The following is a 20,421-nucleotide window of genomic DNA, read 5'->3' as shown; positions in this document are numbered from 1 at the left end:
CGGGCAACGCAAGTCCCAACCGCCGTATGAGGAAATAAACCGACGGTCTCTACGCGTCGGGAACGGTGCAGGAAGAGATTGGTTCGCGGGGTGCTCAAACGCCAGCTTTCAATCTGCAACCTCATACGACACTAGCGGTCGATATGGGGGTCGCCATGGACTACTCCCGCTCCAGGCCTGAGGATCAGGGGCGGCTGGACCTCGGAAAGGGGCCAGGGATTTTGCAAGGGCCCAGTACCAATCCCGTGGTGTTTGACCTGCTCAAAGCCGCAGCGGACGAGCAAGGAATTCCTGACCAGCTCCAGGCCTATGGCGCCAAATGCCCGACCGACGTGCGCTTGATCCCAACCGGGGCGACGGGGCTTCTCTCGGTGCGCCTGCGCTACATGCACACGCCCCCGAAGTGCACTGCACGGATGATCTGGAGGCGACCATCCGGCTGGCTTGTGCGTATTGTCGGCGGATCCGTCCGGACACCGATTTTACATGATGACCGGAACAAGGGCGGAAACGCCATCATTGGATCGCCCTTCATTGAAGCCTGCTTGCTCGAGCAGCCGGCGCATCGTCAGCGCGTTTCTTGGCGCAAAGCCTTCGTAGTCGTTGTTGAAATAGATCCAGGCTCGTCGCGCGCCGCTCTCGCGAATTCTCTCCACCCATTCGCTCAGCTCGCCGTCGCCATAATCATGCCGGTACCAGCGCTGCGGCCCGTGCATTCGCAGATAGACCTCGTCGGCTGTGCGAACCAGAACGTCCGGTAGCCGGGGTGCGCTGCAAGAGCAGAATATCGTGCCGCTCTCGCGGAACGCGGAATAGACGGTCTCATTCCACCAGCTAGCATGACGAAACTCGACGACGTTGCGTCGCCTGTGATTGAGCTGGCCCAGAATGGCGCTGAGCCTTTCCTCGGTAAAGCGATAACTGGGCGGCAGCTGAAAGAGGAAACAGCCCATCCGATCGCCCAGTATGTCCGCGATCAATCCAAAGTCTGTCACCAGGGTGTCGGTGCCCTCGAACTTCTTGACGTGTGTGATCAGCTCGCAAACTTTTACGGTGTAGACGAACGCGCGCGATCCGGGCTGACGAAGCCAGCTCTTCACATTTGCGACGGTCGGCCAGGAATAGAACGATGCATTTATTTCGACGGTGTCGAACTGCTGCGCATAGTGGTTGAACCATTCGGATGTTGCAATCTCGGCTGGATAGAAATTGCCCCGCCATTTCCAGTAGAACCATCCGGAGCAGCCGACATAGGCGGAATTCGCCAACTCCGCTGCTGCAAGGGCGGGCTTTTTTGCCGCCAACCGCGCGAGATGCATCTTCTCCGCCCGTCCGAGGTTTTCTGCGCGCTGCTTTTCCCGACGCAGTCTACGGCGTTCGCGTCGCTCTTCGAGCCCAATGATGTCTTTCTTCGCGACGTTATCCATTGCACGGCCTCCGCCCATCTCAACGGCGAGTAGAGCCAAGAACTCCGAACCAGGCCGCCTTACCTCAACTGGTCAAAGGTGCATTGGCGTGGCGCCTTGTCCGGCCGCCATCGCAACAGCTTCGTTCCATGCCGGAAACGCTTTGCGGTGATATGATCAAATCGGACCTCGACGACCAACTCGGGCCGCAGGGGTTCCCATTTCCCACTGCGCTCCGTGCTCCAGCGGCTTGGTCCGCCGGGCGCATTGCCCGTGAAACCTGGCGGTTCGCGTAGCGCCTCCAGACGGTTGCTCAGCGCGGCACGTTCTTCATTGGCGATCGTCGAAGTAAAACCGACGTGGTCGAGTTTGCCGTCCTCGTTGTAGAGGCCGAGCAGAAGGGATCCGACCTCGCGCCTTTCGGCAAGATAGCGAAAGCCGCCCACGACACAGTCGGCCGCGCGCATCCTCTTGATCTTCACCATGGCGCGCTCGCCCGGCAGATAGGGACCGTCGAGCCGCTTGGCGATCACACCGTCGGTCTTGCCGCCTGAGTCCCGCAGCCACTTTTGGGCCTGTTTAAAGTCCAAGGTTGCAGGAGAAAGTTCGATTTCCGCGTTTCCTATGGATTTGACCAACGTCTCCAGCGCAGCACGTCTCTCGGAGAGCGGCCGATAGGTTAGAATTTGTCCGGTTTGATCAGCCAGCATATCGAACAGCATCAGCTTGGCGGGCGTCTCGATCGCAAGTTTGCGAATGCGGCTTTCGGCGGGATGAAGACGCATCTGTAAGGCGTCAAAGGAATACTCGCCGGAGCGTTCGATCAAGATCTCGCCATCGATGACGAATTGCGCCGCCGACAGGTTGCGTAACAATTCGACAAGCTCAGGAAAATACCGTGCGAGCGGCTTTCCGGACTTGGCGCGGATGTCGACCGCATCGCCGGCCTTGAACGCCAGGCAGCGAAATCCGTCCCACTTCGGCTCGTATTGCCAGACACCCTGATCACTCGGGATAGCGTCAGCACGTTTCGCTTCCATGGGAGCTGTGTCGGTCGGCAGGAGAAATGGGGCGCAGGTGCTCATCTATCGTCCGCGCTCAGCGAGGTGCTTTCCAAAGGTCGATAAGCGGACCATGGCTACCATAGACGGGATCCTGTCGGGGTTTGGCGACTTTCGGAACGGTCTTGATCGCGCAGGCACGGTCTTCGCTGCTGGTGCATTCGTCGTAGGTCCCGTCCGACGGATAGGCGCCGACGACCAGAAAGTCGTCGCTGGCGTCGCGACACTCATGGCCCGTGCCCGCCGGCAAGATGGCAACGTCGCCTGCCTTCATTGTCAGGGAGCGCCCACGCTTGCCGCCGAACTGCACCTTTCCCGATCCACGCGCGATCCCAAGGACCTCATGAATACGGGAATGGTAATGTACATAGTCGTAGATGCCGTTTCGCCAGGACCCTTGCCAGCCATTGCGTGCGAAGAGTTCCTCAAAGATTGCGGCCGGGTCGAAATCGGCAGGCAACATCGCCACGCCGCGATAGACGATCAGCGGCCAGGACGGGTGGTTGGGAATGATGCCGTCATCCTTGAAACCGAAAGTGTTCGCCTTGCGCGAGCGCACCAGCCGATCAAGATCGTCGCTCGAGGGCCGCTGCCAGCCCGTCACCTTCTCGACGATCATCTTTCCGCTTTCGAGTATGGGCATCATGTCTCTCCGGCTGACGCGTCCATGGGGTGGAGAGGCTCGACAGCCGGGCCGTTGAGCACGGTGCCGTCGGGAGCGAAATGCGAACCGTGACAGGAGCAGTCCCAGCATTGCTCGGTGGAATTCCAGGCCACTTCGCATCCGGAATGCGTGCAGGCAGCTGAATGAAGATGAAGCTTGCCGCCCATGTCGCGGCAGGCGGCGATTTTGTGAAGGCCCTCGCGAAGTATCCCCCCTTGTCCAGACGCCAGCTCGTCCACTGACGTCAACTCACCCGGCAGCAGGTAGCCGGCGAGATTTTTCGCCGCGGACAGGTTTTCCCGAACATAGTTGATCACACCGGAGGGCGTCTTCCGCGACGGCTCATAAACCGACGTCCAAGGGTTCTCGTTACCCGAGATCAGGTCCCTTAGGAGCAGCCCGGAGAGCGCGCCATGCGTCATCCCCTGTCCGGAGTCGCCGGTGACCACATAGACCGACTTGCTGCCGGGATTGAGTCCGATGAAGGCGCAATAGTCGATCGTGTCGAGGACTTGCCCGGACCAGCGGTTCACCTCTTTGCCGAGGGACGGAATGAGGGCACGGATCCATGCCTCGATCGCCTCGAAGCGTATGTCGCCATCGTCAGCTTCGCCCGATTTGTGATCGGCGCCACCGGCGATCAGATAATCGACTGAGCCCGGACCGGGATTGATCCGTACGTGGTGGTAGGGGTCACCTGTATCCCAAAACAGCGCGTCGGGCAGATCGCCGCGCGGTAGGACAAAGGCCATCGCATAAGTGCGATAGGGCGACATTTTGGTGTGCAGTTCGAAGCGATCGTTGATCGGCGAGTTTGTGGCGACGACGGCAGTCGCCGCTTCGACCACACCACCGTTTTCCGTCGAGACGCGCACTCCGCCCTCCGGCAATTCCTCAACGGAGATCACGGGGCTGTTGGCGAAGATGCGTCCACCTTTGTCGCGGATTGCCGTGGACAATCCCCGGAGATATCGCAGTGGATGGAACGTCGCCTGATTGGCGTAACGAAGCACAGGCGCCTTCCCGAAACCTTTGAGCGGCACGCCGGTGACCAGTTCAGCGGCCGCGCCAACCTTTTGTGCCGCCTCGAATTCCTCCTGTCGCTGATCGCGGGCCGCCTTGAGGTCCACCCCCATCGCCGGAAACAGGAAGGCGTCCAACCTGCGGAAATTACAATCGATCCCCAACTCGGCAACGTTCTTTTCGATGCGCGCTACCGCTGCCTCCTGGCTTTTCTGAAATAGGCTCGCCGTCTCTTCGCCGCGCAAGTTGACCAACGCGCTCGGGCCGTCGTCGCAAATCGGCGCCAAGTGCGCCGTGGTCCGCGATGTCATGCCGCCAGCGATCGGGCCGCGATCGATGACCATCACCTTTTGACCAACGCTGGCAAGCTCGTAGGCCACTGACAACCCGGCGATCCCCGACCCGATGATCACGGTGTCGCAGCTCTTTTTGCCGCTGAATCGCGGCGCATCACGATAGACGTCGACCTTCATCCAGAGCGATCGGGTTTGTTCGTCAAGCGCGTTCATGCCAATACCTTCGGACCACTGCCGGTCAGCCGGATGCCTTCTGGTTGACCTTTCGTTCGGCGATCGTGGTCAGCTTCTTGTCGGCCGACTTTTCCTCGTTGAGCGTCGTGGTGAGAAGCCGAGCGACAGCCTCATTGCCGCTCTCCTGCGCCCAGGCGATCAAGGTTCCGTAGCGGGTGATTTCGTAATGTTCGACTGCTTGTGCCGCAGTAATCAAAGCCGCGTCGAGCACCTTTTTCTCCGCAACGTTGCTGGCAATCTCATTTGCTTCCTTGATGATGCCGTCGATCGCAGGGCAGGTCGTTCCCTTGGGCTTTTCGCCGATCAGCTCGAAGGCCTGCTCAAGGCGCTGGACGTGTTTTTCCGTCTCGGTCAGGTGCGTTTTGAAAGCAGCTGTCAGGTCCCGGTTGGTCGCTTTTTCCGCCATGTCGGGCAGTGCCTTCAAGATCTGCTTCTCCGCATAATAGATGTCCTGCAAGACATGTAGGAACAGATCGTCCATCGTCTTGATATCTTTCGTAAACAGCCCCACGGCGCGCTCCTTGTTCGCGTTCTGGAAGATCTGTTAAGAACGCGCGGATCTAACAGCCGTTCCGGTCCCCTTCGATCCAACGACTGAGTGTCGACCGGCGATGTCACAGGAACGAATGCCTTCGTCCGCCGTTGCGGCTTGTCAGGCAAACGAAAGTCCCGCCTCTCCCAATGTTGGAGGACCCCATGACCGATCGCTCGTTCCTTCAAGATCCTCGAAAGCTATACCCGGCGCCGCCTTTTCCCGAGCAACCGCAGGCCATCCCGGGCCTCGCCCGAAAAATGGACCCCGTACCCGACCATGGCGAGGAGAGCTATCGCGGCTCGGGGCGGTTGCAAGGACGCAAGGCTCTGGTGACCGGCGGCGACTCCGGGATCGGGCGCGCGGCCGCGATTGCGTTTGCCCGCGAAGGCGCGGATGTGGCGATTTCCTACCTTCCGCAAGAGGAGGCGGACGCCAGAGAGGTTATCGTCCTAATTGAGGCTGAAGGACGCAAGGCCATTGCGCTGCCGGGCGACATCAAGGATGAATCCTGGTGCCGGCAGTTGGTGGAAAAGAGCGTCACTGGGCTGGGCGGTCTCGATATTCTCGTCATCAATGCCGGCCGACAGCAGTACCGGGAGAAGATTGAGGAACTGTCGACCGAGGACTTCGACAAGACTATGAAGACCAACCTTTATGCGCTGCATTGGATCGCGCAGGCGGCGGTGCCGTATATGCCGGCAGGCGCTTCCGTCATCACCACGGCATCCATTCAGGCGTATAAACCTTCGCCGATCCTGCTCGACTATGCTACGACCAAGGCCGGCATTGTCGCCTACACCAAAGCACTCGCAAAACAGCTAATCGAGCGGGGAATTCGCGCGAATGTCGTTGCGCCCGGCCCGGTGTGGACTGCATTGCAACCGAGCGGCGGACAGCCGGACGAAAAGGTCGAGAATTTCGGCAAGGACAGCGACTTTGGCCGTCCAGGGCAGCCGGTGGAACTGGCACCCGTCTTCGTGCTGCTTGCCTCGCAGGAGGCAAGCTTCATAAATGGAGAGGTCTACGGTATTACCGGCGGCAAGGGAGTGGCTTGACAAGTTCATCGGGTTGCACCCGGCATGTTCGACAACTCAAACTTCATCGATGTGGGCGGTGTTGGCGCGGCTGTGAAAACCTTCTTTCGCGACAATGGCCTCACGATGCTTCGGTAGGCCTGCTCCTGTTCTCAGCGCTCGGCATGATCTGGTCGGGTCATTCCGCCTACAATGAAGAACTGCAGCACCACGGCTCGGCAGCGATCGGGCTGCTGGCCTATCTTAGCAGTGCGATTTCTTTCCGCGCTCTTCGAGAATTGGGAGAGCGAATTCCTCCAGATCTCGGCCTACGTCATGCTCACCGCGATGTTGTTCCAGCGCGGCTCGGCCGAATCTCGCGATACTGATGATCCAGACCGGCCCGCCGACGAATTACCAGCTACCGAAGCCTCGTGGTGCGGCAAACGCCGAGACAGGCGCGTAAGCGTCGCCCCCATCCGAACATTGCTAGTCATCCGAGATCAGCCGATACAGAAAACGGTTCCGGATGCGGTCGTTGAAGAAGCGGCCTTTCGCGAAGGCGTTTCGGAATTCAGCGTAGACCTGCGCAGTCACGCCCTCGTAGTCGTAGCGCTTGTCGCTTGCAACGAACCACACGGAGAGAACCTCGCTCTCGGGATCGTATTTGCTCTTGCGGATCGAGGTCGAAGGCATGGCGTCGATCCTAGACGAGCGCCATCGGCATGTAGCGGATGATGACCTTATCTTGCCGGAACCGACCTTCGAGCTCGGTGCGTCGCCGCCCCCAATCCTGCAGATCGATTTCTTCTGCCATCACTTCAAAGATGACGATGTCGTCATTGTCGGTTTGACTGCCTTCCCGCCAAAGACCTTCTGCCGGCGCCTGCAAAAAGGCGGTAACGCCCTCGAAATCAGCCGCCAGTTCCTCCTTGACCCGATCGAAATCTTCCGGCGCGAAAGGTTGGCCGGCGTTGTCGGCTCGGGGGAGAAGGATCTGGAAAAGATGCATGCCGAATACTCGCTGACAGCAGTCAACGATCGCAAAGCCTACCGCGTTCCGTAGCTTCGAGCCTCTGATGCGTCTGGCCTTGCCACTAGGCCTCGAGGGCTTGCGTGCTTCTACCGCATCAGGCCCGCGGCGCGCAGAGCGTACGCAATAACCTTCTTTACCGCTGCACCCTGTGAAAATTCACCGTCATTTCGCGCCGTTTCCGCAGTCTGGCCTTCGCCGGCTCCACGCAGGCTGTCCGAAGAGACGTTGATGGTTGGCAGAGTGGACCTGGCCGTTACTGACCCCGTCGTGTCATCGGCATCGGTTATCCCGGGACGGCATGGCAGCTGACGACATGGTAGGCATCTCCGTGCAGCGCAGCGGTGGATGCGGGGATCGGTTCGCGAACAACTCGTTGGGACGACAGTCGGATAAGGTACCAATCCGGCCAGATAGAGATCTTGCCGAAATCGCCACACTCCGCCCGCTGGCGAAACGCATCAGCGGTCTGCGCGACGCCGAATTTCTTGAAATCACCGTTCGATGCGGCGCGCCCTGGGGATCAGGAGGGATGATCCCGTTGGGCTGTCAAAGACATCCTCGGGCGGCATGGCCGCCTATTTCGTGGGCGCCAGTCAAACATCCTTCCCGTATCGTTTCGTATGGTTCCGCGAGGCTTCATCGTCAAAACTTGGCTAAATACTGATGCGCGCCTGCATTCGGTGATTTTGAAGGCATCCCGAAGCCAAGGGCTCGGCGGTTTCGATCATTCTTCGAGTCCAATCAGCGAACGCATCAGGGTTGCTTTTGCCGAAGCGAGATGCGCCTGGCAGGCTCGTTTGATGCGCTCGGAATCGCGGCTTTCGAGTGCATCGATATAGGCAATATGTTCAACGATTGCTGCCTGGTTGCGCTGTTTTTCATCCTGCTTGTTCCACTGGTAGTGGTAGTGGAAAATGAAGCTGATGATATCGTAGAAATCGTCGATGAAGCGGCTCGGCGAAGCCTCGTTGATGAGCCGATGAAAGCGGTTGTCGAGGCCGGAAAAGTCCATGAAAGCGGATGTCAATTTGCTCCAGCAGTTCGGCATGTGCAGTCTTGAGCCCGGCGAGCTTGCCCCACATTGGGGAAGTGTCCGGCTGTCGTGAAAACAGATGCGCGGAGCGCAACTCGAACATCACGAATAGGCTCCCACACCTTGGCCCGGCGGTTACCCCAACTGCCGGGTACTTTTTGGAATTTCAGGAAGATGGTCTGCATGAAAGCGCTCGTATGCCGAAAGCCCGGCGAACTGATCTTCGAAGATCGCCCGGCGCCCGGCCGCCCGGAAGCGGATGGGCGTTGATAAATATCAGGCATGTCGGCATCTGTGGTACCGACTACCACATTTTTGAAGGCAAGCATCCCTACCTGGCCTATCCACGCATCATGGGGCATGAACTCTCCGGAACCGTGGCCGCGGTCGGCGAAGGCGTCGCCTTCGAGGTAGGTGAGGGGGTCGTTGTAAATCCCTATTTTGCCTGCGGAAAATGCATTGCTTGCCGTCATCACAAGCCGAATTGCTGCGTGTCGATAGAAGTGTTGGGCGTTCATCGCGACGGCGGCATGTGTGAACAATTGTTGGTGCCTGCCGGTAACCTTTACCCGGGAACGGGACTGTCACTCGTTGACGCGGCAGCTATCGAATTTTTGGCGATCGGCGCCCACGCGGTGAGGCGCTCCAGGCTTGTAGATGGCGACCGTACGCTGGTCATCGGCGCCGGGCCTATCGGCTTAGGCACGGCATTGTTTGCCCGTCTTGCTGGCCAGGCGGTGACGATCATGGACATGAGCAGGGAACGGCTCGACTTCGCCGAACGTCAACTCGGTTTTCCTGTCATCGACAATGCATCGGCCCCGCCTGTCGAACTTGTGCGGGAGCGAACCGATGGTGATGGTTTTGATCTGGTCTTCGATGCGACCGGCAGCAAGGCCTCGATCCAAGCCGCGTTCAGCTACGTGGCCCATGGCGGCGCCACGATATTGGTCAGCGTCATCAAGGACGAGGTCAGTTTCTCCGACCCCGAATTCCACAAGCGCGAAATGATTCTGATCGGCAGTCGCAATGCGGCGCACGCCGACTTCCAGCACGTCATCGCCTCGATCCGCACCGGAAAAATACCAATCGACCAACTCGTCACCCACCGCACGGCCCTGCGCGACAGTCCAGGCGACATCGCGATCTGGGCGCAGCAGAAATCCGGTCTGATCAAGGCCGTCATCGACGTGGCGGAATCTGGCCGCGGATTGTCGGACCCGCAGCAGACGGATCATATTTGGACCCGCGGCCGAATGCGTAGGCTAACCAAGCTCTTAGAGAACGAGGAAGACCGTTGACCAACGAGCTCGTCACGCCCATTTTCCAGTTCGGCATGAGCCGTTTTCTGCAGGCGCACGCAGCAAGGGTGCGCCAGGCTGCTGCCATCGGATATCTTGTTGCGTCATCACGATTAACCACGACACGCGCGCTCCTCCGTGGGGCTTTCTTTTCGCGTGAAATGAGCAGTGGGCCTTTACCGATGCCTCGGGAATCGGCCGTTTGTCTGCATCGCGGAGCGGGCAAGGCCGGTTACATCAGGCAGGACGACTGCGAGTCGACAGCCACAAGCCCGACTTCAACGGGTTGCCCTGGGAAGCTGAGTGAGTCCTAAGAGGGACGCCCGCCGGACGAGGAAATCCCCCGGCGAAAGAACTCGGCTTAAGCACCCCCAGACGGATCTCAGAATTTGTAATTAATTCTGGCGACGACAGTGTTCTCGGTCTCGCGAGCGCTGATTGCGAATGCCGGATCCAGGCTGCTCGCGCCATCCTTCGAGCCAAAATCGTAGTAGTTCCATTCGGCGCCAGCGGTCCAATGGTCATTGAAAGCGTATTCAACTCCGAGGCCGGCAGTCCAGCCGACCCGAGATCCGCCCCCAAAAGACTGCAGCAAAAGCTGCGTCTCGGCAAACTTGTACTTGCTGAAGGCGACGCCGGCATCGCCATAGATAAGCACTCGATCAATTGCGTACCCAAGGCGTCCGCGCACCGAACCCAGATAATCCTGCTTGGTTTGGCAAACCGACCCTGGCGTGGCCGGACATTGGTCGTCGCCCTTGACACTCGAGCCAGCGAAGTCGCCCTCGATGCCAATGACGAATTGGTTGATCTGGTAATTGTAACCGATCTGCCCGCCGTACACGACTCCGGACCCGTTCGTATTGAAAGGATCGAAGGCCCCGGGAGGGCTTGCCGGCGACCATCGGCTGTCGTTCCAGGCGCCTCCGACTTGAGCACCGACATAAAAGCCGGTCCATGAGTATGGCATAGCGGCAACTGGCTCGACGAGGTCGGCCGCCAGAACGGAAGAAGAGGCTGCGAGAAACGCAGCGGAACAGATGAGAGCGAGTTTCAACACGTTCGTCTCCATATCACTAAGTTCAGCTTTGCTCAGTTTCTCGCTGAAAGTCTGCGCTAATTTTGCAACAAGTTGGAATTATTATCGAACTAACGATCGAAAGTCGGCTTGCTGTTGCGGTCCCGCCTGCTGCTTGGCTTCGTCATCAGGAATGTATCTGAAGAGCACCGGGCGCCGGTCGCACACCGCGGTCTTACAATCCGAGCAGCCGAAGAGCCCGACGAGATCATGGCGGCGACAAAAGCAAGCCCGAAGATCACTTTGGCAGCCGCTGCCATGGCGTTGCGCGTAGTGACTTGCCACTGAAGATTTCCTCCATCTGAGATGAAGAGAAAGCGCTTACGGAAGAGCTGATCATCGCGGGTCTGCGCGAGCATGAGGTGGTTCAAACATGGGTCAATTCTCGATGGAAATATCCTCCAATGCCGGGTCACTTCTCAGTGGCAATCAACAGGGAGACGAGAGGACGCAGCTCAAAGCCATGGTGCCAGGATTGTCAGGAATTCGGCGGTTGCTCGCGCTTCTGGCAGCGATGATGACGGTAGCCTCGCGAAGCATGAGCCGGCTCGTGGCTACGCTTGGCCAGCTTATTCTTGGATGGGCCGTCACCGCGATCATGGCCGGTGCAACCTTGGCAATGTCCATTTTTATGTAAGAAGGGCTTGGGCCGTCTCGCCTCTGCTGGTATGGGGCGACGGACCGTTGCATGGAGGAGGCTCCGCGCTTGCGAGAGCGATGATCAGGGCGGGCAAGGCGGTCTTTACGCAATCACACCACGTCCTTTTGAGGTAGATTACCGCATATCAGCGGACCGTTAGTTCGCCATGCCCGCGTCTATACAGACAATTCTCCCTTTGCGAATAACCGGCTGGGCACCGTCGTAGAAGAAGGCGGACCTTAAGTCCGCCTTCTTCTTGCTTGGCTGAGGGACCGCGTTAGCCGCCCATCTTCTTGGCCATGGCGCAGAAATCTGCGTGTGCCTTGTTAAGCGTGGTATCACCGCAGTCTTTCAACACCGCCTTTTTTTCATCGGGTTTCATTGCCGTCCATGCAGTCTTGAAATCTGCTCCCGACTTCAATGTTTTCATGCCAGCGTCAGTGAAGAAGGGCGACATCTTAGCCGGATCATCGAGCGCAGACGTGCCCGTGGTGGAACCAGCCAACGCGGCACCACCCATAATTGTCAGCGCGATTGCGCTCATAGCGAGCAACTTGATGTTCATTGAATACCTCCCTTGGTCGACATACGACCGTACACAACAACGTGCACCTGCGGGCGCGGTTCCGCATCTGGAAGGTAAGCCGTCGCGTACGAGCACGTAGGCAAGCTGAACGACATCAAGCGCGCACCAGGTGCGGACGTCCCGTCCCTTTCGGGAACGGTGGTGGGTGACCTCGCCTTGCAAATGGATCTCAGCCATCACGCCATGTGCCGGCATTTGGCCCTCCTGCTCGATCAAGGCATGCTCGAATGCCGCGCCGAGGGCGTTTGGCGTTACTATGCCTGCAAGTCGGAAGAGGCCAAGGCTGTCATGCGCCTGCTGGATGAGCTGGCCTGTGATAACGCGCTTCCCGACCTATCCCTGGCACTCTTAGGACCGTGAGTAGAGGGTTGCCGGGAGAAATAGCTCATCCTCCTTGTTCCCCGCCTGCAGCACACCTGGCGGACAGTGCGCTTCCACCCTCTCCCTGATCATCTGCAACGCGGCGCGACCCTCGGAATCGTTCTTCATGCTCGACCCGAACACGACGGCGCGGTAAAGTTCCGGAATTTACGCGGGTAGGTTCGTCGTACTGCCTCTTGCTGCAGCTGCCAAGGTGACTGCTCTGAGATGCCTGTCGAATATTTTGACCTTCTCTGGGTAGCCGATCTGGACGTTTGCTCCGCAGCCATCACACTTGAAATTTCTGATCGTTATCAGCCAGGAGCCTTTTCTCACTGTTGGATGGGAACACATCGAACAGCGAAACTCGATCGGTGTATCGCGCAGTTCTTGGGGAAGGGGCATATTGTGCTCTCATCGGCATGGGGTGGACCTTCCTCACCAACTAACGGGACGCCCAGAGTTTCCCGACATAAGACCTTTGCGCGTCTGAGTGCGACTTTGGTCCAAGTTTCTTCGTTTCCTCGATATGGCCTTCGATTGAAGCGGTTTCCGTTTTCGGAACTATTTTAGCTCAATCTTATTTAACGGCGGTCTGTCAGAGTTCCGTGCATGCGTTTGAAGTTTGTCGCACCCTTGATGCCGACTCTTGTCGACCAGTCTCCCGAGGGCGATGGCTGGATTCATGAAGTGAACTTCGACGGTTATCGCTCGCAACTGATCATCGACGAAGACGGCACAGGCATCTACACCCGCAACGGCCATGACTGGACGGCCAAATATCGCGACCTGGTGCAGGAGGCGAAGAGCCTCGGGGCGAAAAGCGCGATCGTTGACGGCGAGATCATCGTGCTCAACAAGGCCGGACTGTCCGACTTCGGCGAGCTGCGCAAGGCGATCACTCGGCGCCAGCACGACCTCTATTTCGTCGCCTTCGACCTTCTGCATCTCAACGGCCACGATCTGCGCGACATGGCGCTTGAGGAGCGGCGCGAGATCCTGGCCAGCATGATCCAGCCTGGCGGCCGGATTCAGTTCAGCGAGCCCCTGCCGGGCGAGGCTAAGTCGATCTTTCACCTGCTCGAACAGAGTGGCCTCGAGGGGATGGTATCGAAGCGACGCGACAGCAAATACCGCAGCGGCCCGTCGACCAACTGGCTGAAGGCCAAATGCTATACGGTCGAGGAATACGAGCTCCTTGGCGTCGAGCGTGAGGCTGGCAAGCCGGCCTTTGCCCTGATGGCCGATCGGGCGACGGGCAGCTATGTCGGATCGGCCTTCATCAATTCCAGCCGCGCCATTCGCGAGCGGCTGTGGAAGCGGGTCCAGGAGCGCGCCGGGCCGGCGCCGAAGGGCATGAAGCGGCCGGCGACGCAATGGGTCAAACCTGGCATCATCGGCCGCGTGAAGCACTTGCGAGGCGAGGAAGATCTGCGCCACGCTTCATTGCAGGATTTCAGAGAGGAATGAGCAAGCGGGGCAGGGATTTTCTCTACCATTGGATGGCGGATCATTTAGCCGATGATCAGATCATCGACCCGGTTTTGCTGGTTATAGATCTGGTAGTGGACGCCAAACGTGAGGCGGAAAACCAAGGCATCCCAGGCAAAGAGATTGAAGAAGAAATAAGCTCCGTTTTCGAAGCCATCATGCAGGGTCTGCGCTAAGTAAGCGGCTCCGACTTTTAGGGGCGGGGGGGCACGGAGGCCGGAGCCGCCTGCGAGGTCCGTCCGCTTTAGGTTGGCCGCGCTACTCCAAGGTAGGACACCGCTGATTAACGAATCGTTAATCACAACGCTTGGCGGACTGAGCGCGCCGATGAACGGCCCCGACCGCCCCCATCGTCGCGTCAACAGTTGGTTTGCCGATTATGTTTTTTCGGAACGGGGCGTGCGCCTTAGGGCATTCGGAACGTTTCCAGGTTATTCTTGTTTGGTCGTCGCACGAGTGACTCGATTGCGCGGTCATTCCTTCGGGGCGCTTGGATGGCTCGAAAAACTCGTCCTGACGGTTGGGGCTGGCTCACGATCATTGCGGCTTGTATTTTTGTGATTGCTCTCGGGTGGGCAATAGTCGAACTATTCGGCGAAATAGCCAAAACCCCGCCTATCAACGAAGATGGTGCGACACGGAGATCGGACAGCGCGACGACGACTGAATAGCAGTCTCTTCACCTGGGACTTCAGTCTGATCGAATTGACTCGTTTCTGACTTTTTCTGGGTGTATCGTCACCAGGTCGTCTGCACCCAATCGAGGCAAGCGGACGCTTGAAAGTCAACTCAGGTGCTTTCGCCCGGATAGAGGGAGGAGAGCATCATGGCTTTCTCAAAATTCGCCAGCCTGTATACGTCTGAAGACCTTAACCTTCTCCAGACGGTATTCGACCAGATATGCCAAGACCGTCGCTTGGCGGTTAAGGACCGAGAGCAGAGGGAGCGGCTCGCCCGAGAGGTCATGGAAGCCTTCGAGGATGGCTTCACCGACGAAATCGAATTGTGGCAGTCGCTTTCAAAGCGGCGCACGGCGAGCGCTTAATTCCATTCTGGGCGCGTCGAGCCGTGTGTGAACAAGTCGGGAACCTAGAACGCAGAGCGAGCTTATCGTGTCATGAGCACGCGCGGCATCAATTTCCTGGATCAGTGGATCGCCAACAACGTTTCCGTGACTGCCAGGGCCGATGTGATCTCCGTGGACGAGCTCACCCACGAGCTCCTCGCCGACGCCAAGGCGCTCGGCATCAAGCGTGGCGAGATCGACGAGGAAGTGGACAGCCTTTACCGCACGATCCTCGATGCCATCGTGCATTTCGATCCCGGCATGCCGGAGTGACGCTATTCTCGACAGATCCGTCACGCGCCAGGTTCGCTCGGTGGTGGCGGATGATGTTGCTGATTAAGCAGCATAGACAGGGCTGTAATGATCTGAGGTAGAGCGAACGGCTTGGTGATCATGATGCTTTCTGGCACACCTTCAGCACCCCACTGGGGCGCGCTGTCGCCGCTGATATAGATCACCGGCATCATCGCATTGCCCTGCCGAATATGCCGGGCAACATCCCAACCGGATTTGCCGTCACCTAGCCGGATATCGGAGATCAAAGCGTTGAACGATCCAGGGTCGGCATCAAAGGCTGACAACGCTTGGGCAGCGCTATTAACACCCACAACATTGAAGCCAGATTCTTCAAGCCCGCTTTCAAGGTCGAGCAAAATCATCGGTTCGTCTTCAACGACAAGAACGAGCCCATTTATCATACAAATTGCGTCCCCTGTTGGCACCCAAACTGCCAACGGGCATTTTGGTTCCACCCGAATTCAACCACGCAAGCCGCGAGCTCACCAACGTAGCGACTGCTGCCGCCCTACAAAGGCGGGCCGTTCGAATTTTAGCCGGGTCGCTGAGGTGCTATGATTCGCTCATGGGCAAGAAGGCAAAGCAAAAGGCGCTTGAATCGCAGATAGACAGCGAGCTCGAAGCGGAAGCGGCATATTATACCCGCAAGGTCGGCATAACCCGAGACGAAGCCTTGAAGATCATCAAGGACGCCCAGCCAAAAATCGCCGTTGTCCATAAGGGCGGCGCGAAGGCTGGATAACTCGGCAATTATGAGCCAAAGCATTACCCGGAGTGTCGAGTAGGTTGCCTCGTTCTCATTGCGTTCCCATTTTGGTCTTCCCTGACGTAATTGGCCGGTTCCAATATGTGCGGACGCGTTTTCGTTAAGACCACAATCCCCGACATGGTTCGTCGGTTTGAGTTCGCTCATCCTGGCGAGGTCGAGCGGCTGGGAAACAGTTTCCCGCTGTGGAACGGCGCACCGAGCCTGACCTATCCGATCATCATCCGCGATGAGCTGTCTACAAGCATGGCCGGCTTTGTATCGGCGCGCTGGTGCCTGGTTCCCGGTTGGGCACGGGACGGGGGCGGCCGTCCGCCGCCCGTCAACGCCCGGTGCGAAACCATTGCCAGCAACGGGTTGTTCCGCAAGGCCTATGCCTTCCGCCGCCGCCTGGTCCCGGTCGACGGCTTTTTCGAATGGCAGAAGCTCGACGCGTCGGGGAAGAAGAAGCAGCCATATGCTATCGCAATGAAGTCGGACGAACCGTTCGCCATGGCCGGCATCTGGGAAGAGTATGCCGACAAGGTGACCGGCGAACTGATCCGGACATTCGCCGTTGTCACCTGTGAGCCGAACGAGCTGATGGCAACGATCCACGACCGCATGCCGGTCATCCTGGCGCCAGGCGGATTACATGCGCTGGACCGGTACCGAGCCGGATCCGCGTGACCTGATGAAGCCGTTCCCTTCCGACCTGATGAATATGTGGCCGATCGGAAGTAGGGTAGGGTCGCCGCGCAACAACACTCCCGACATCATCGACGAGATTGGACGCGGTCCGAGCGACCTGTTCGACGCTTAAGCCGCGTTAGTCGACCGGAGCTTCGGCGGCATGCACCAAGCGCATTTCTTGTTCGATCTGCCGCTGGATCATAGCTCTATGGCCGCGCCTTCGTCGTGTACCAGGCTGTTGATCACTCGGCGCCGACCCGTTCGTGCGCGTAAATCGCCCCGTCCTGCGACAGTTTGTTCAGGAGTTTGCCAGACACGCCTGACGGCCTTCTCGATTTCGCCGCGGTCGCGTTTCAGGTTGGCGGCCAGTTCGTCCTGCCGGTCTTCGTCTTTGTGTGGACCTCTAACATACGAAATCCTGCTTCCATTCTGAGAGTGAACAAAATGGGAACGAAAGAGTCAAGCCGGACTTGACGGGACAGGAATATGTTCCTTGTTCCTGGTGCATCTGAACAGGGAAAGGCTATGGGAAAGCGCCATCATGCGCCTGCCGGTGAAGCTATGTCGGAATTGGAGCTAGCGGCTCAAGAGGCACTTCAAGCGGCCGACGGAGACGCCGTGGTCGCCTTATTGAAGGTCCTTGCCAGATGCGCCCAGCTCGAGCGCGAACTGGCACTGTCGCGCGCGGCGGTCTCGACGGGCTTTTCCCGCGGCTGGCACAAGGCGCGCCCATAGATGGTGGAAACCGCCGAAGACAATTTCCCGATCGAAGTATGGGACCGAGAGGAGAAGACGCATGTCGAAACCATCTGTCGATCGCCGGACGCGATGGTGAGCCAGGCGGCATGGCACGCCGCCATCCGGCGCCGGCCGGGCATGCTGCTGATCCACTACAACAGCCGCCACGTTATGGAGAAAATGGTCACGCCGGGCGAAGTAAAGCTTCAGCCTCAAACGATCATCGACGGGAGCATCCATGCCGGACTCGACGTCTCGCTTGGCGATCTGCGCGAATGGCACACCCTGCGAGCCTGGTGCAAAAACTGCTCACATCACGCGACGGTAAAGCCGGAAGGTGGTTTGGTTTAAAACACCTGTCCAGTTTGTGTCGAATGCCCGACTTTCCCGTTTGGCAACCATGACCTTCAACTGTCGGGAAACCCTGACTCACTTCGTGAAAGCGCGTGCCCCCGTTCCGCCGCAATGCCGCCTCACGGGACGATCGATAGGGATTTCAGACTTTTAAGGGAAACGTCCATGACCTTTCACAAAGCCATAGCCGCAATGCTAATGACCGCCGCACTTGCTGGCTGCCAGTCGCAGACCGAAGGCCAGCAACGGGCCACCACCGGCGCGCTGATCGGCGGCGCCGGCGGCGCTCTCGTCGGCCAGGCGATCGGCGGCAACACCAAGAGCACGGTCATCGGCGCGGCCAGCGGCGCGCTGCTTGGCGCCGTCGTCGGCTCCGCCACCACGCCCCAGCGTCGCGGCGAGGAAATGTGCCGCTACCAGGACCGCTACGGCCGCATCTACACCGCGCCCTGCGACGACCGCTACTACAACGGCAATTATTGAGGCACCGCTCAGTCATTTTTTGCGAAGGTTCAAACCATCAGCGGGTATTCCTCGTCCTTCCTGAGGTCCCGCCACAGACCGTAGGCGCTTACCGGGCCACCGATGTGAGCCCGGTCGCCGCCTTCCGCCGCCGCCGTCTCCAACTGTATGTCGCGCACGCGTGAGCGGCCCACGCTTTCGCTGCTGGGCAGGCCGGTCTAACCCGCCTTTAAAGGCAATGAAATAAGCGCTTGCCCTGCCGTTACCGGTCGCAGCACTCAACAGTGGCGAAGAGTCCTTGCGATCCCCGGGGCCGCAAGCTGTTCGCTCAGATGATGGATCCAAGCCGGATTCGCCACCCATTGCTCCGCCGCCCTAATCGCTTGAAAACCACTTGAAAAGGCATTCCGTTCGACCTTATCGACTAGGAGGGATAGCGTCAGTACGGCGCTAAAATGGACCGGACCAGTGGTTCCGACGAGCGCCCGCGCACTCATCACCAACCAGACCATATGCTCGGCCCACAGCCTTCCTTTGAATCGACGGTGATGTTCGATAGGGCATAACCGTGGTCGTACCCAAATTCAGGAAATTGCCGCTCAACAGCATATCCGGGCCAAGCGATGTCCGGGTTGGAGCCGCCGCCACCTGAGGTGAGTAGCTCGCCGGCGCTGCCCGCTGTTGCCGGGAGGTTGAAGTTGTAGTTCGCCGCGCCTGAGAACTGCCTGCTCGGTGTCGGGGATTCGACGAATTCGCCCATATTCAAGCACGTTCCAAGTACCTCGTAGCGCGCCATGACCTGGGATCCAGCTCAACACCTCGACCAATGCGACAGCTACGCACAGCAACAATTATGCCGGGCTTGGCAAGTTGGCCGGTATGACACGACCACTGCCGGCCTGACGCACATCACGGTCGTTTAGGTCCGGCCAGGTCCGGCACCTGGACCACCCCTTGCAATACACCGCCGGCAACAAGCTATGGCGGGCGCACCTGGTGTTTTAAGCCCGTCGCCATGAAGACGACGGGCTTTTAGCTCAGGTCAGTTGTAGACCTTGATTATCTTCCGGGTGCCCGGATCCACAAGAACCGTCCGGTTGTCGATCACCACGTAGCGATATTTGACCTTTGGAATTTCTCGAAGTTCTACCGTGTCGGGCAGCGCCGTGCCGATATTGAGTTCGACGCCAGGAACCTTCACCGACGCAAGCGGCTGCTTCTTCACATACTCCTTGATGACCGTGTCCTGCTCGGGCTGAATGATGACGTCCTCGGCGGCTGCAACGCCGACACCAGCGAGAAGTAGAAATGCCGCCGCTGCGGTAGAAAGATGCATTCTCATAGTTTGGGCTCCTTGTGAGAACGACGCCGTTCCCAGGTTTTGGCCGGCGTCCGGGTTTCAACTTGAGGCCTGTCTGAACGTTCCATGGCTGGGACTTCAGTCGGCGTGTCGGTCAGACCTTAGTCTTACCCCAAAAGCGCAATGGTCCTGGCAAAACCATGGCACGGAACGGTCGCCGGTGATGATTGTTGTCATCTCCGCAAGTAGGAGGAGAAAGATGGAAGTGTTGGCCAAGCCGGTGGTTGCTTGTACCCATCTTCGCGACCTGCCCTCATTTTCTCCTCTTGGACGTGTTCGTTGGATAATGCAGATCCGCGCAGCTAAGTCCCTTCCTGCGCTGATAGGGTTCGCTCCGCCGCGGATGTGGCGAGCGAACCCTCTACCCAAACCAATCGAAAGAGGTTTTGATGTTCCGCGACAAGGAAACCCGGGTCCTGGAGGCAAGCCTCCTCGCGGCAGTGCCGATTTGCGTCGCCATCGCTGCTCTGCTCGCGTTATTCACTTTGGCGAGCGTATGAACCGGGCACTACGCTGGGTGCACCTTTCGGGGTGACAAATGCAATCCCTACGCCTTATCGGGGCCCCATCGTGATCACTGGTGTGTCCCGATACAAGGCTATCGCGACACTGCCGCCTTCTGCGCCAAGCGCATCGTTTCATGGAGTAGACCAGAAAAGACGTCGTCGGATTGGACACGCCGAACCGGAAGAGATGAGGGAAATCGCGAGACGCTCGAAGGCGAAAGCGCGAGCAGCCCGTTGAAATCCGGAATAGCTGCCGCGTTGGCGGCACGCGTGACGGTCCTCCGCATCTCGTTAGCGCCGCACTGGGATGCTTCCAGCACTTCATCCTGTGGTCTGCTCTCGCTCCCATCCCTGGGGACCCAAAGGCCCAATCGAGCTTATCACCGAATGAGTGCACCGGCAGCAGGCCAGAGTCTGCTTGCTAGCCTTCAGGCGTCGGCAAT

At 58.7% G+C, this 20,421-nt stretch carries 25 protein-coding genes and 4 pseudogenes; 14 read left to right on the top strand and 15 right to left on the bottom strand.

Going from position 1 to position 20,421, the window contains the following annotated elements; all coding sequences use genetic code 11:
- Positions 1-59 precede the first annotated feature (59 nt).
- A pseudogene (locus ACWGS8_RS21340) lies at positions 60-389 on the top strand (M42 family metallopeptidase); the annotation flags it as partial.
- A 93-nt stretch (positions 390-482) separates the two neighbouring features.
- On the opposite strand, the gene ACWGS8_RS21335 reads toward ACWGS8_RS21340, so the two are convergent.
- From ACWGS8_RS21335 to ACWGS8_RS21315, 5 genes are read right to left on the bottom strand one after another with little or no spacing between them, the layout of a single operon-like run.
- Positions 483-1,427: a DUF72 domain-containing protein gene (locus tag ACWGS8_RS21335; RefSeq protein WP_454582768.1), complete on the bottom strand. Its 945-nt coding sequence runs from the start codon at positions 1,425-1,427 to the stop codon at positions 483-485.
- A gap of 59 nt (positions 1,428-1,486) precedes the next feature.
- On the bottom strand, positions 1,487-2,491 hold the full coding sequence (locus ACWGS8_RS21330) for an ATP-dependent DNA ligase (RefSeq protein WP_454582767.1): 1,005 nt from the start codon (positions 2,489-2,491) through the stop codon (positions 1,487-1,489).
- Between the two features lie 13 nt (positions 2,492-2,504).
- Entirely contained in the window at positions 2,505-3,110 is a 606-nt protein-coding gene (locus ACWGS8_RS21325; RefSeq protein ID WP_454582766.1) for a cupin domain-containing protein, read from the bottom strand.
- Positions 3,110-4,663: an FAD-dependent oxidoreductase gene (locus ACWGS8_RS21320; RefSeq protein WP_454582765.1), complete on the bottom strand. Its 1,554-nt coding sequence runs from the start codon at positions 4,661-4,663 to the stop codon at positions 3,110-3,112. The genes ACWGS8_RS21325 and ACWGS8_RS21320 overlap by 1 nt, the downstream gene beginning before the upstream one ends.
- 25 nt (positions 4,664-4,688) lie before the next feature.
- A complete protein-coding gene (locus ACWGS8_RS21315) occupies positions 4,689-5,195 on the bottom strand; it encodes a YciE/YciF ferroxidase family protein (RefSeq protein WP_454582764.1) in 507 nt (168 codons plus the stop codon).
- A gap of 185 nt (positions 5,196-5,380) precedes the next feature.
- On the opposite strand from ACWGS8_RS21315, the gene ACWGS8_RS21310 reads away from it, so the two are divergent.
- Both ACWGS8_RS21310 and ACWGS8_RS21305 read left to right on the top strand, forming a co-directional pair.
- Positions 5,381-6,274 carry an SDR family oxidoreductase gene (locus tag ACWGS8_RS21310; RefSeq protein ID WP_454582763.1) on the top strand — a complete coding sequence of 298 codons (894 nt, stop codon included), beginning with the start codon at positions 5,381-5,383 and terminating at the stop codon, positions 6,272-6,274.
- Between the two features lie 171 nt (positions 6,275-6,445).
- A pseudogene (locus ACWGS8_RS21305) lies at positions 6,446-6,652 on the top strand (DUF6766 family protein); the annotation flags it as partial.
- A 69-nt stretch (positions 6,653-6,721) separates the two neighbouring features.
- Here the strand turns inward: ACWGS8_RS21305 and ACWGS8_RS21300 are convergent.
- The 3 genes from ACWGS8_RS21300 to ACWGS8_RS21290 form a co-directional block, all read right to left on the bottom strand.
- Entirely contained in the window at positions 6,722-6,928 is a 207-nt protein-coding gene (locus ACWGS8_RS21300; protein ID WP_454582762.1) for a KTSC domain-containing protein, read from the bottom strand.
- A gap of 10 nt (positions 6,929-6,938) precedes the next feature.
- Entirely contained in the window at positions 6,939-7,244 is a 306-nt protein-coding gene (locus tag ACWGS8_RS21295) for a hypothetical protein (RefSeq protein ID WP_454582761.1), read from the bottom strand.
- Between the two features lie 748 nt (positions 7,245-7,992).
- Complete coding sequence (locus ACWGS8_RS21290; RefSeq protein ID WP_454582760.1) at positions 7,993-8,280, bottom strand: FCD domain-containing protein; 288 nt, start codon at positions 8,278-8,280, stop codon at positions 7,993-7,995.
- Between the two features lie 204 nt (positions 8,281-8,484).
- Between ACWGS8_RS21290 and ACWGS8_RS21285 the strand changes: the two are divergent.
- A pseudogene (locus ACWGS8_RS21285) lies at positions 8,485-9,494 on the top strand (zinc-binding alcohol dehydrogenase family protein); the annotation flags it as partial.
- A 490-nt stretch (positions 9,495-9,984) separates the two neighbouring features.
- Here the strand turns inward: ACWGS8_RS21285 and ACWGS8_RS21280 are convergent.
- Entirely contained in the window at positions 9,985-10,662 is a 678-nt protein-coding gene (locus ACWGS8_RS21280; protein WP_454582759.1) for an outer membrane protein, read from the bottom strand.
- Positions 10,663-10,751: 89 nt separating this feature from the next.
- Positions 10,752-11,039, bottom strand: a complete 288-nt coding sequence (locus ACWGS8_RS21275; protein ID WP_454582758.1) for a hypothetical protein — start codon at positions 11,037-11,039, stop codon at positions 10,752-10,754.
- 14 nt (positions 11,040-11,053) lie between these two features.
- On the opposite strand from ACWGS8_RS21275, the gene ACWGS8_RS21270 reads away from it, so the two are divergent.
- Positions 11,054-11,317, top strand: a complete 264-nt coding sequence (locus ACWGS8_RS21270; RefSeq protein WP_454582757.1) for a hypothetical protein — start codon at positions 11,054-11,056, stop codon at positions 11,315-11,317.
- A 280-nt stretch (positions 11,318-11,597) separates the two neighbouring features.
- Here the strand turns inward: ACWGS8_RS21270 and ACWGS8_RS21265 are convergent, their stop codons facing one another.
- The gene (locus ACWGS8_RS21265; RefSeq protein WP_454582756.1) at positions 11,598-11,885 is read right to left on the bottom strand and encodes a hypothetical protein; all 288 of its coding nucleotides are present in this window, start codon (positions 11,883-11,885) and stop codon (positions 11,598-11,600) included.
- Between the two features lie 162 nt (positions 11,886-12,047).
- Between ACWGS8_RS21265 and ACWGS8_RS21260 the strand changes: the two genes are divergently transcribed.
- From ACWGS8_RS21260 to ACWGS8_RS21240, 5 genes are all read left to right on the top strand, one after another.
- Positions 12,048-12,266: an ArsR/SmtB family transcription factor gene (locus ACWGS8_RS21260; protein WP_454582755.1), complete on the top strand. Its 219-nt coding sequence runs from the start codon at positions 12,048-12,050 to the stop codon at positions 12,264-12,266.
- A gap of 612 nt (positions 12,267-12,878) precedes the next feature.
- The gene (locus ACWGS8_RS21255) at positions 12,879-13,736 is read left to right on the top strand and encodes an ATP-dependent DNA ligase (protein ID WP_454582754.1); all 858 of its coding nucleotides are present in this window, start codon (positions 12,879-12,881) and stop codon (positions 13,734-13,736) included.
- Positions 13,733-13,933, top strand: a complete 201-nt coding sequence (locus ACWGS8_RS21250) for a hypothetical protein (protein ID WP_454582753.1) — start codon at positions 13,733-13,735, stop codon at positions 13,931-13,933. The genes ACWGS8_RS21255 and ACWGS8_RS21250 overlap by 4 nt, the downstream gene beginning before the upstream one ends.
- Before the next feature lie 650 nt (positions 13,934-14,583).
- Entirely contained in the window at positions 14,584-14,802 is a 219-nt protein-coding gene (locus ACWGS8_RS21245; RefSeq protein WP_454582752.1) for a hypothetical protein, read from the top strand.
- A 72-nt stretch (positions 14,803-14,874) separates the two neighbouring features.
- A complete protein-coding gene (locus ACWGS8_RS21240; RefSeq protein ID WP_454582751.1) occupies positions 14,875-15,096 on the top strand; it encodes a DUF768 domain-containing protein in 222 nt (73 codons plus the stop codon).
- Positions 15,097-15,116: 20 nt separating this feature from the next.
- On the opposite strand, the gene ACWGS8_RS21235 is transcribed toward ACWGS8_RS21240, so the two are convergent.
- Positions 15,117-15,521, bottom strand: a complete 405-nt coding sequence (locus ACWGS8_RS21235) for a response regulator transcription factor (protein WP_454582750.1) — start codon at positions 15,519-15,521, stop codon at positions 15,117-15,119.
- Between the two features lie 164 nt (positions 15,522-15,685).
- Here ACWGS8_RS21235 and ACWGS8_RS21230 point away from each other — a divergent pair, with 164 nt between their 5' ends.
- The 4 genes and pseudogenes from ACWGS8_RS21230 (at position 15,686) to ACWGS8_RS21215 (ending at position 18,133) form a co-directional block, all read left to right on the top strand.
- On the top strand, positions 15,686-15,862 hold the full coding sequence (locus ACWGS8_RS21230) for a hypothetical protein (protein WP_454582749.1): 177 nt from the start codon (positions 15,686-15,688) through the stop codon (positions 15,860-15,862).
- A 105-nt stretch (positions 15,863-15,967) separates the two neighbouring features.
- A pseudogene (locus ACWGS8_RS21225) lies at positions 15,968-16,688 on the top strand (SOS response-associated peptidase).
- A gap of 605 nt (positions 16,689-17,293) precedes the next feature.
- The gene (locus ACWGS8_RS21220) at positions 17,294-17,647 is read left to right on the top strand and encodes a hypothetical protein (RefSeq protein ID WP_454582748.1); all 354 of its coding nucleotides are present in this window, start codon (positions 17,294-17,296) and stop codon (positions 17,645-17,647) included.
- Between the two features lie 168 nt (positions 17,648-17,815).
- Positions 17,816-18,133: a YMGG-like glycine zipper-containing protein gene (locus ACWGS8_RS21215; protein ID WP_454582747.1), complete on the top strand. Its 318-nt coding sequence runs from the start codon at positions 17,816-17,818 to the stop codon at positions 18,131-18,133.
- Positions 18,134-18,162: 29 nt separating this feature from the next.
- Here ACWGS8_RS21215 and ACWGS8_RS21210 read toward each other — a convergent pair whose 3' ends face one another.
- From ACWGS8_RS21210 to ACWGS8_RS21200, 3 genes are all read right to left on the bottom strand, one after another.
- On the bottom strand, positions 18,163-18,306 hold the full coding sequence (locus ACWGS8_RS21210; RefSeq protein WP_454583050.1) for a hypothetical protein: 144 nt from the start codon (positions 18,304-18,306) through the stop codon (positions 18,163-18,165).
- Between the two features lie 302 nt (positions 18,307-18,608).
- Entirely contained in the window at positions 18,609-18,908 is a 300-nt protein-coding gene (locus tag ACWGS8_RS21205) for a hypothetical protein (protein ID WP_454582746.1), read from the bottom strand.
- 246 nt (positions 18,909-19,154) lie between these two features.
- Positions 19,155-19,454, bottom strand: coding sequence for a DUF1236 domain-containing protein (locus ACWGS8_RS21200; protein ID WP_454582745.1), 300 nt, complete (start codon positions 19,452-19,454; stop codon positions 19,155-19,157).
- Positions 19,455-20,421 lie beyond the last annotated feature (967 nt).

It is taken from the genome of Mesorhizobium sp. 43Arga, assembly GCF_053714255.1.
The sequence above is the reverse complement of the archived record's forward strand: the minus strand, read 5'-3'. Positions and strand labels throughout refer to the sequence as shown.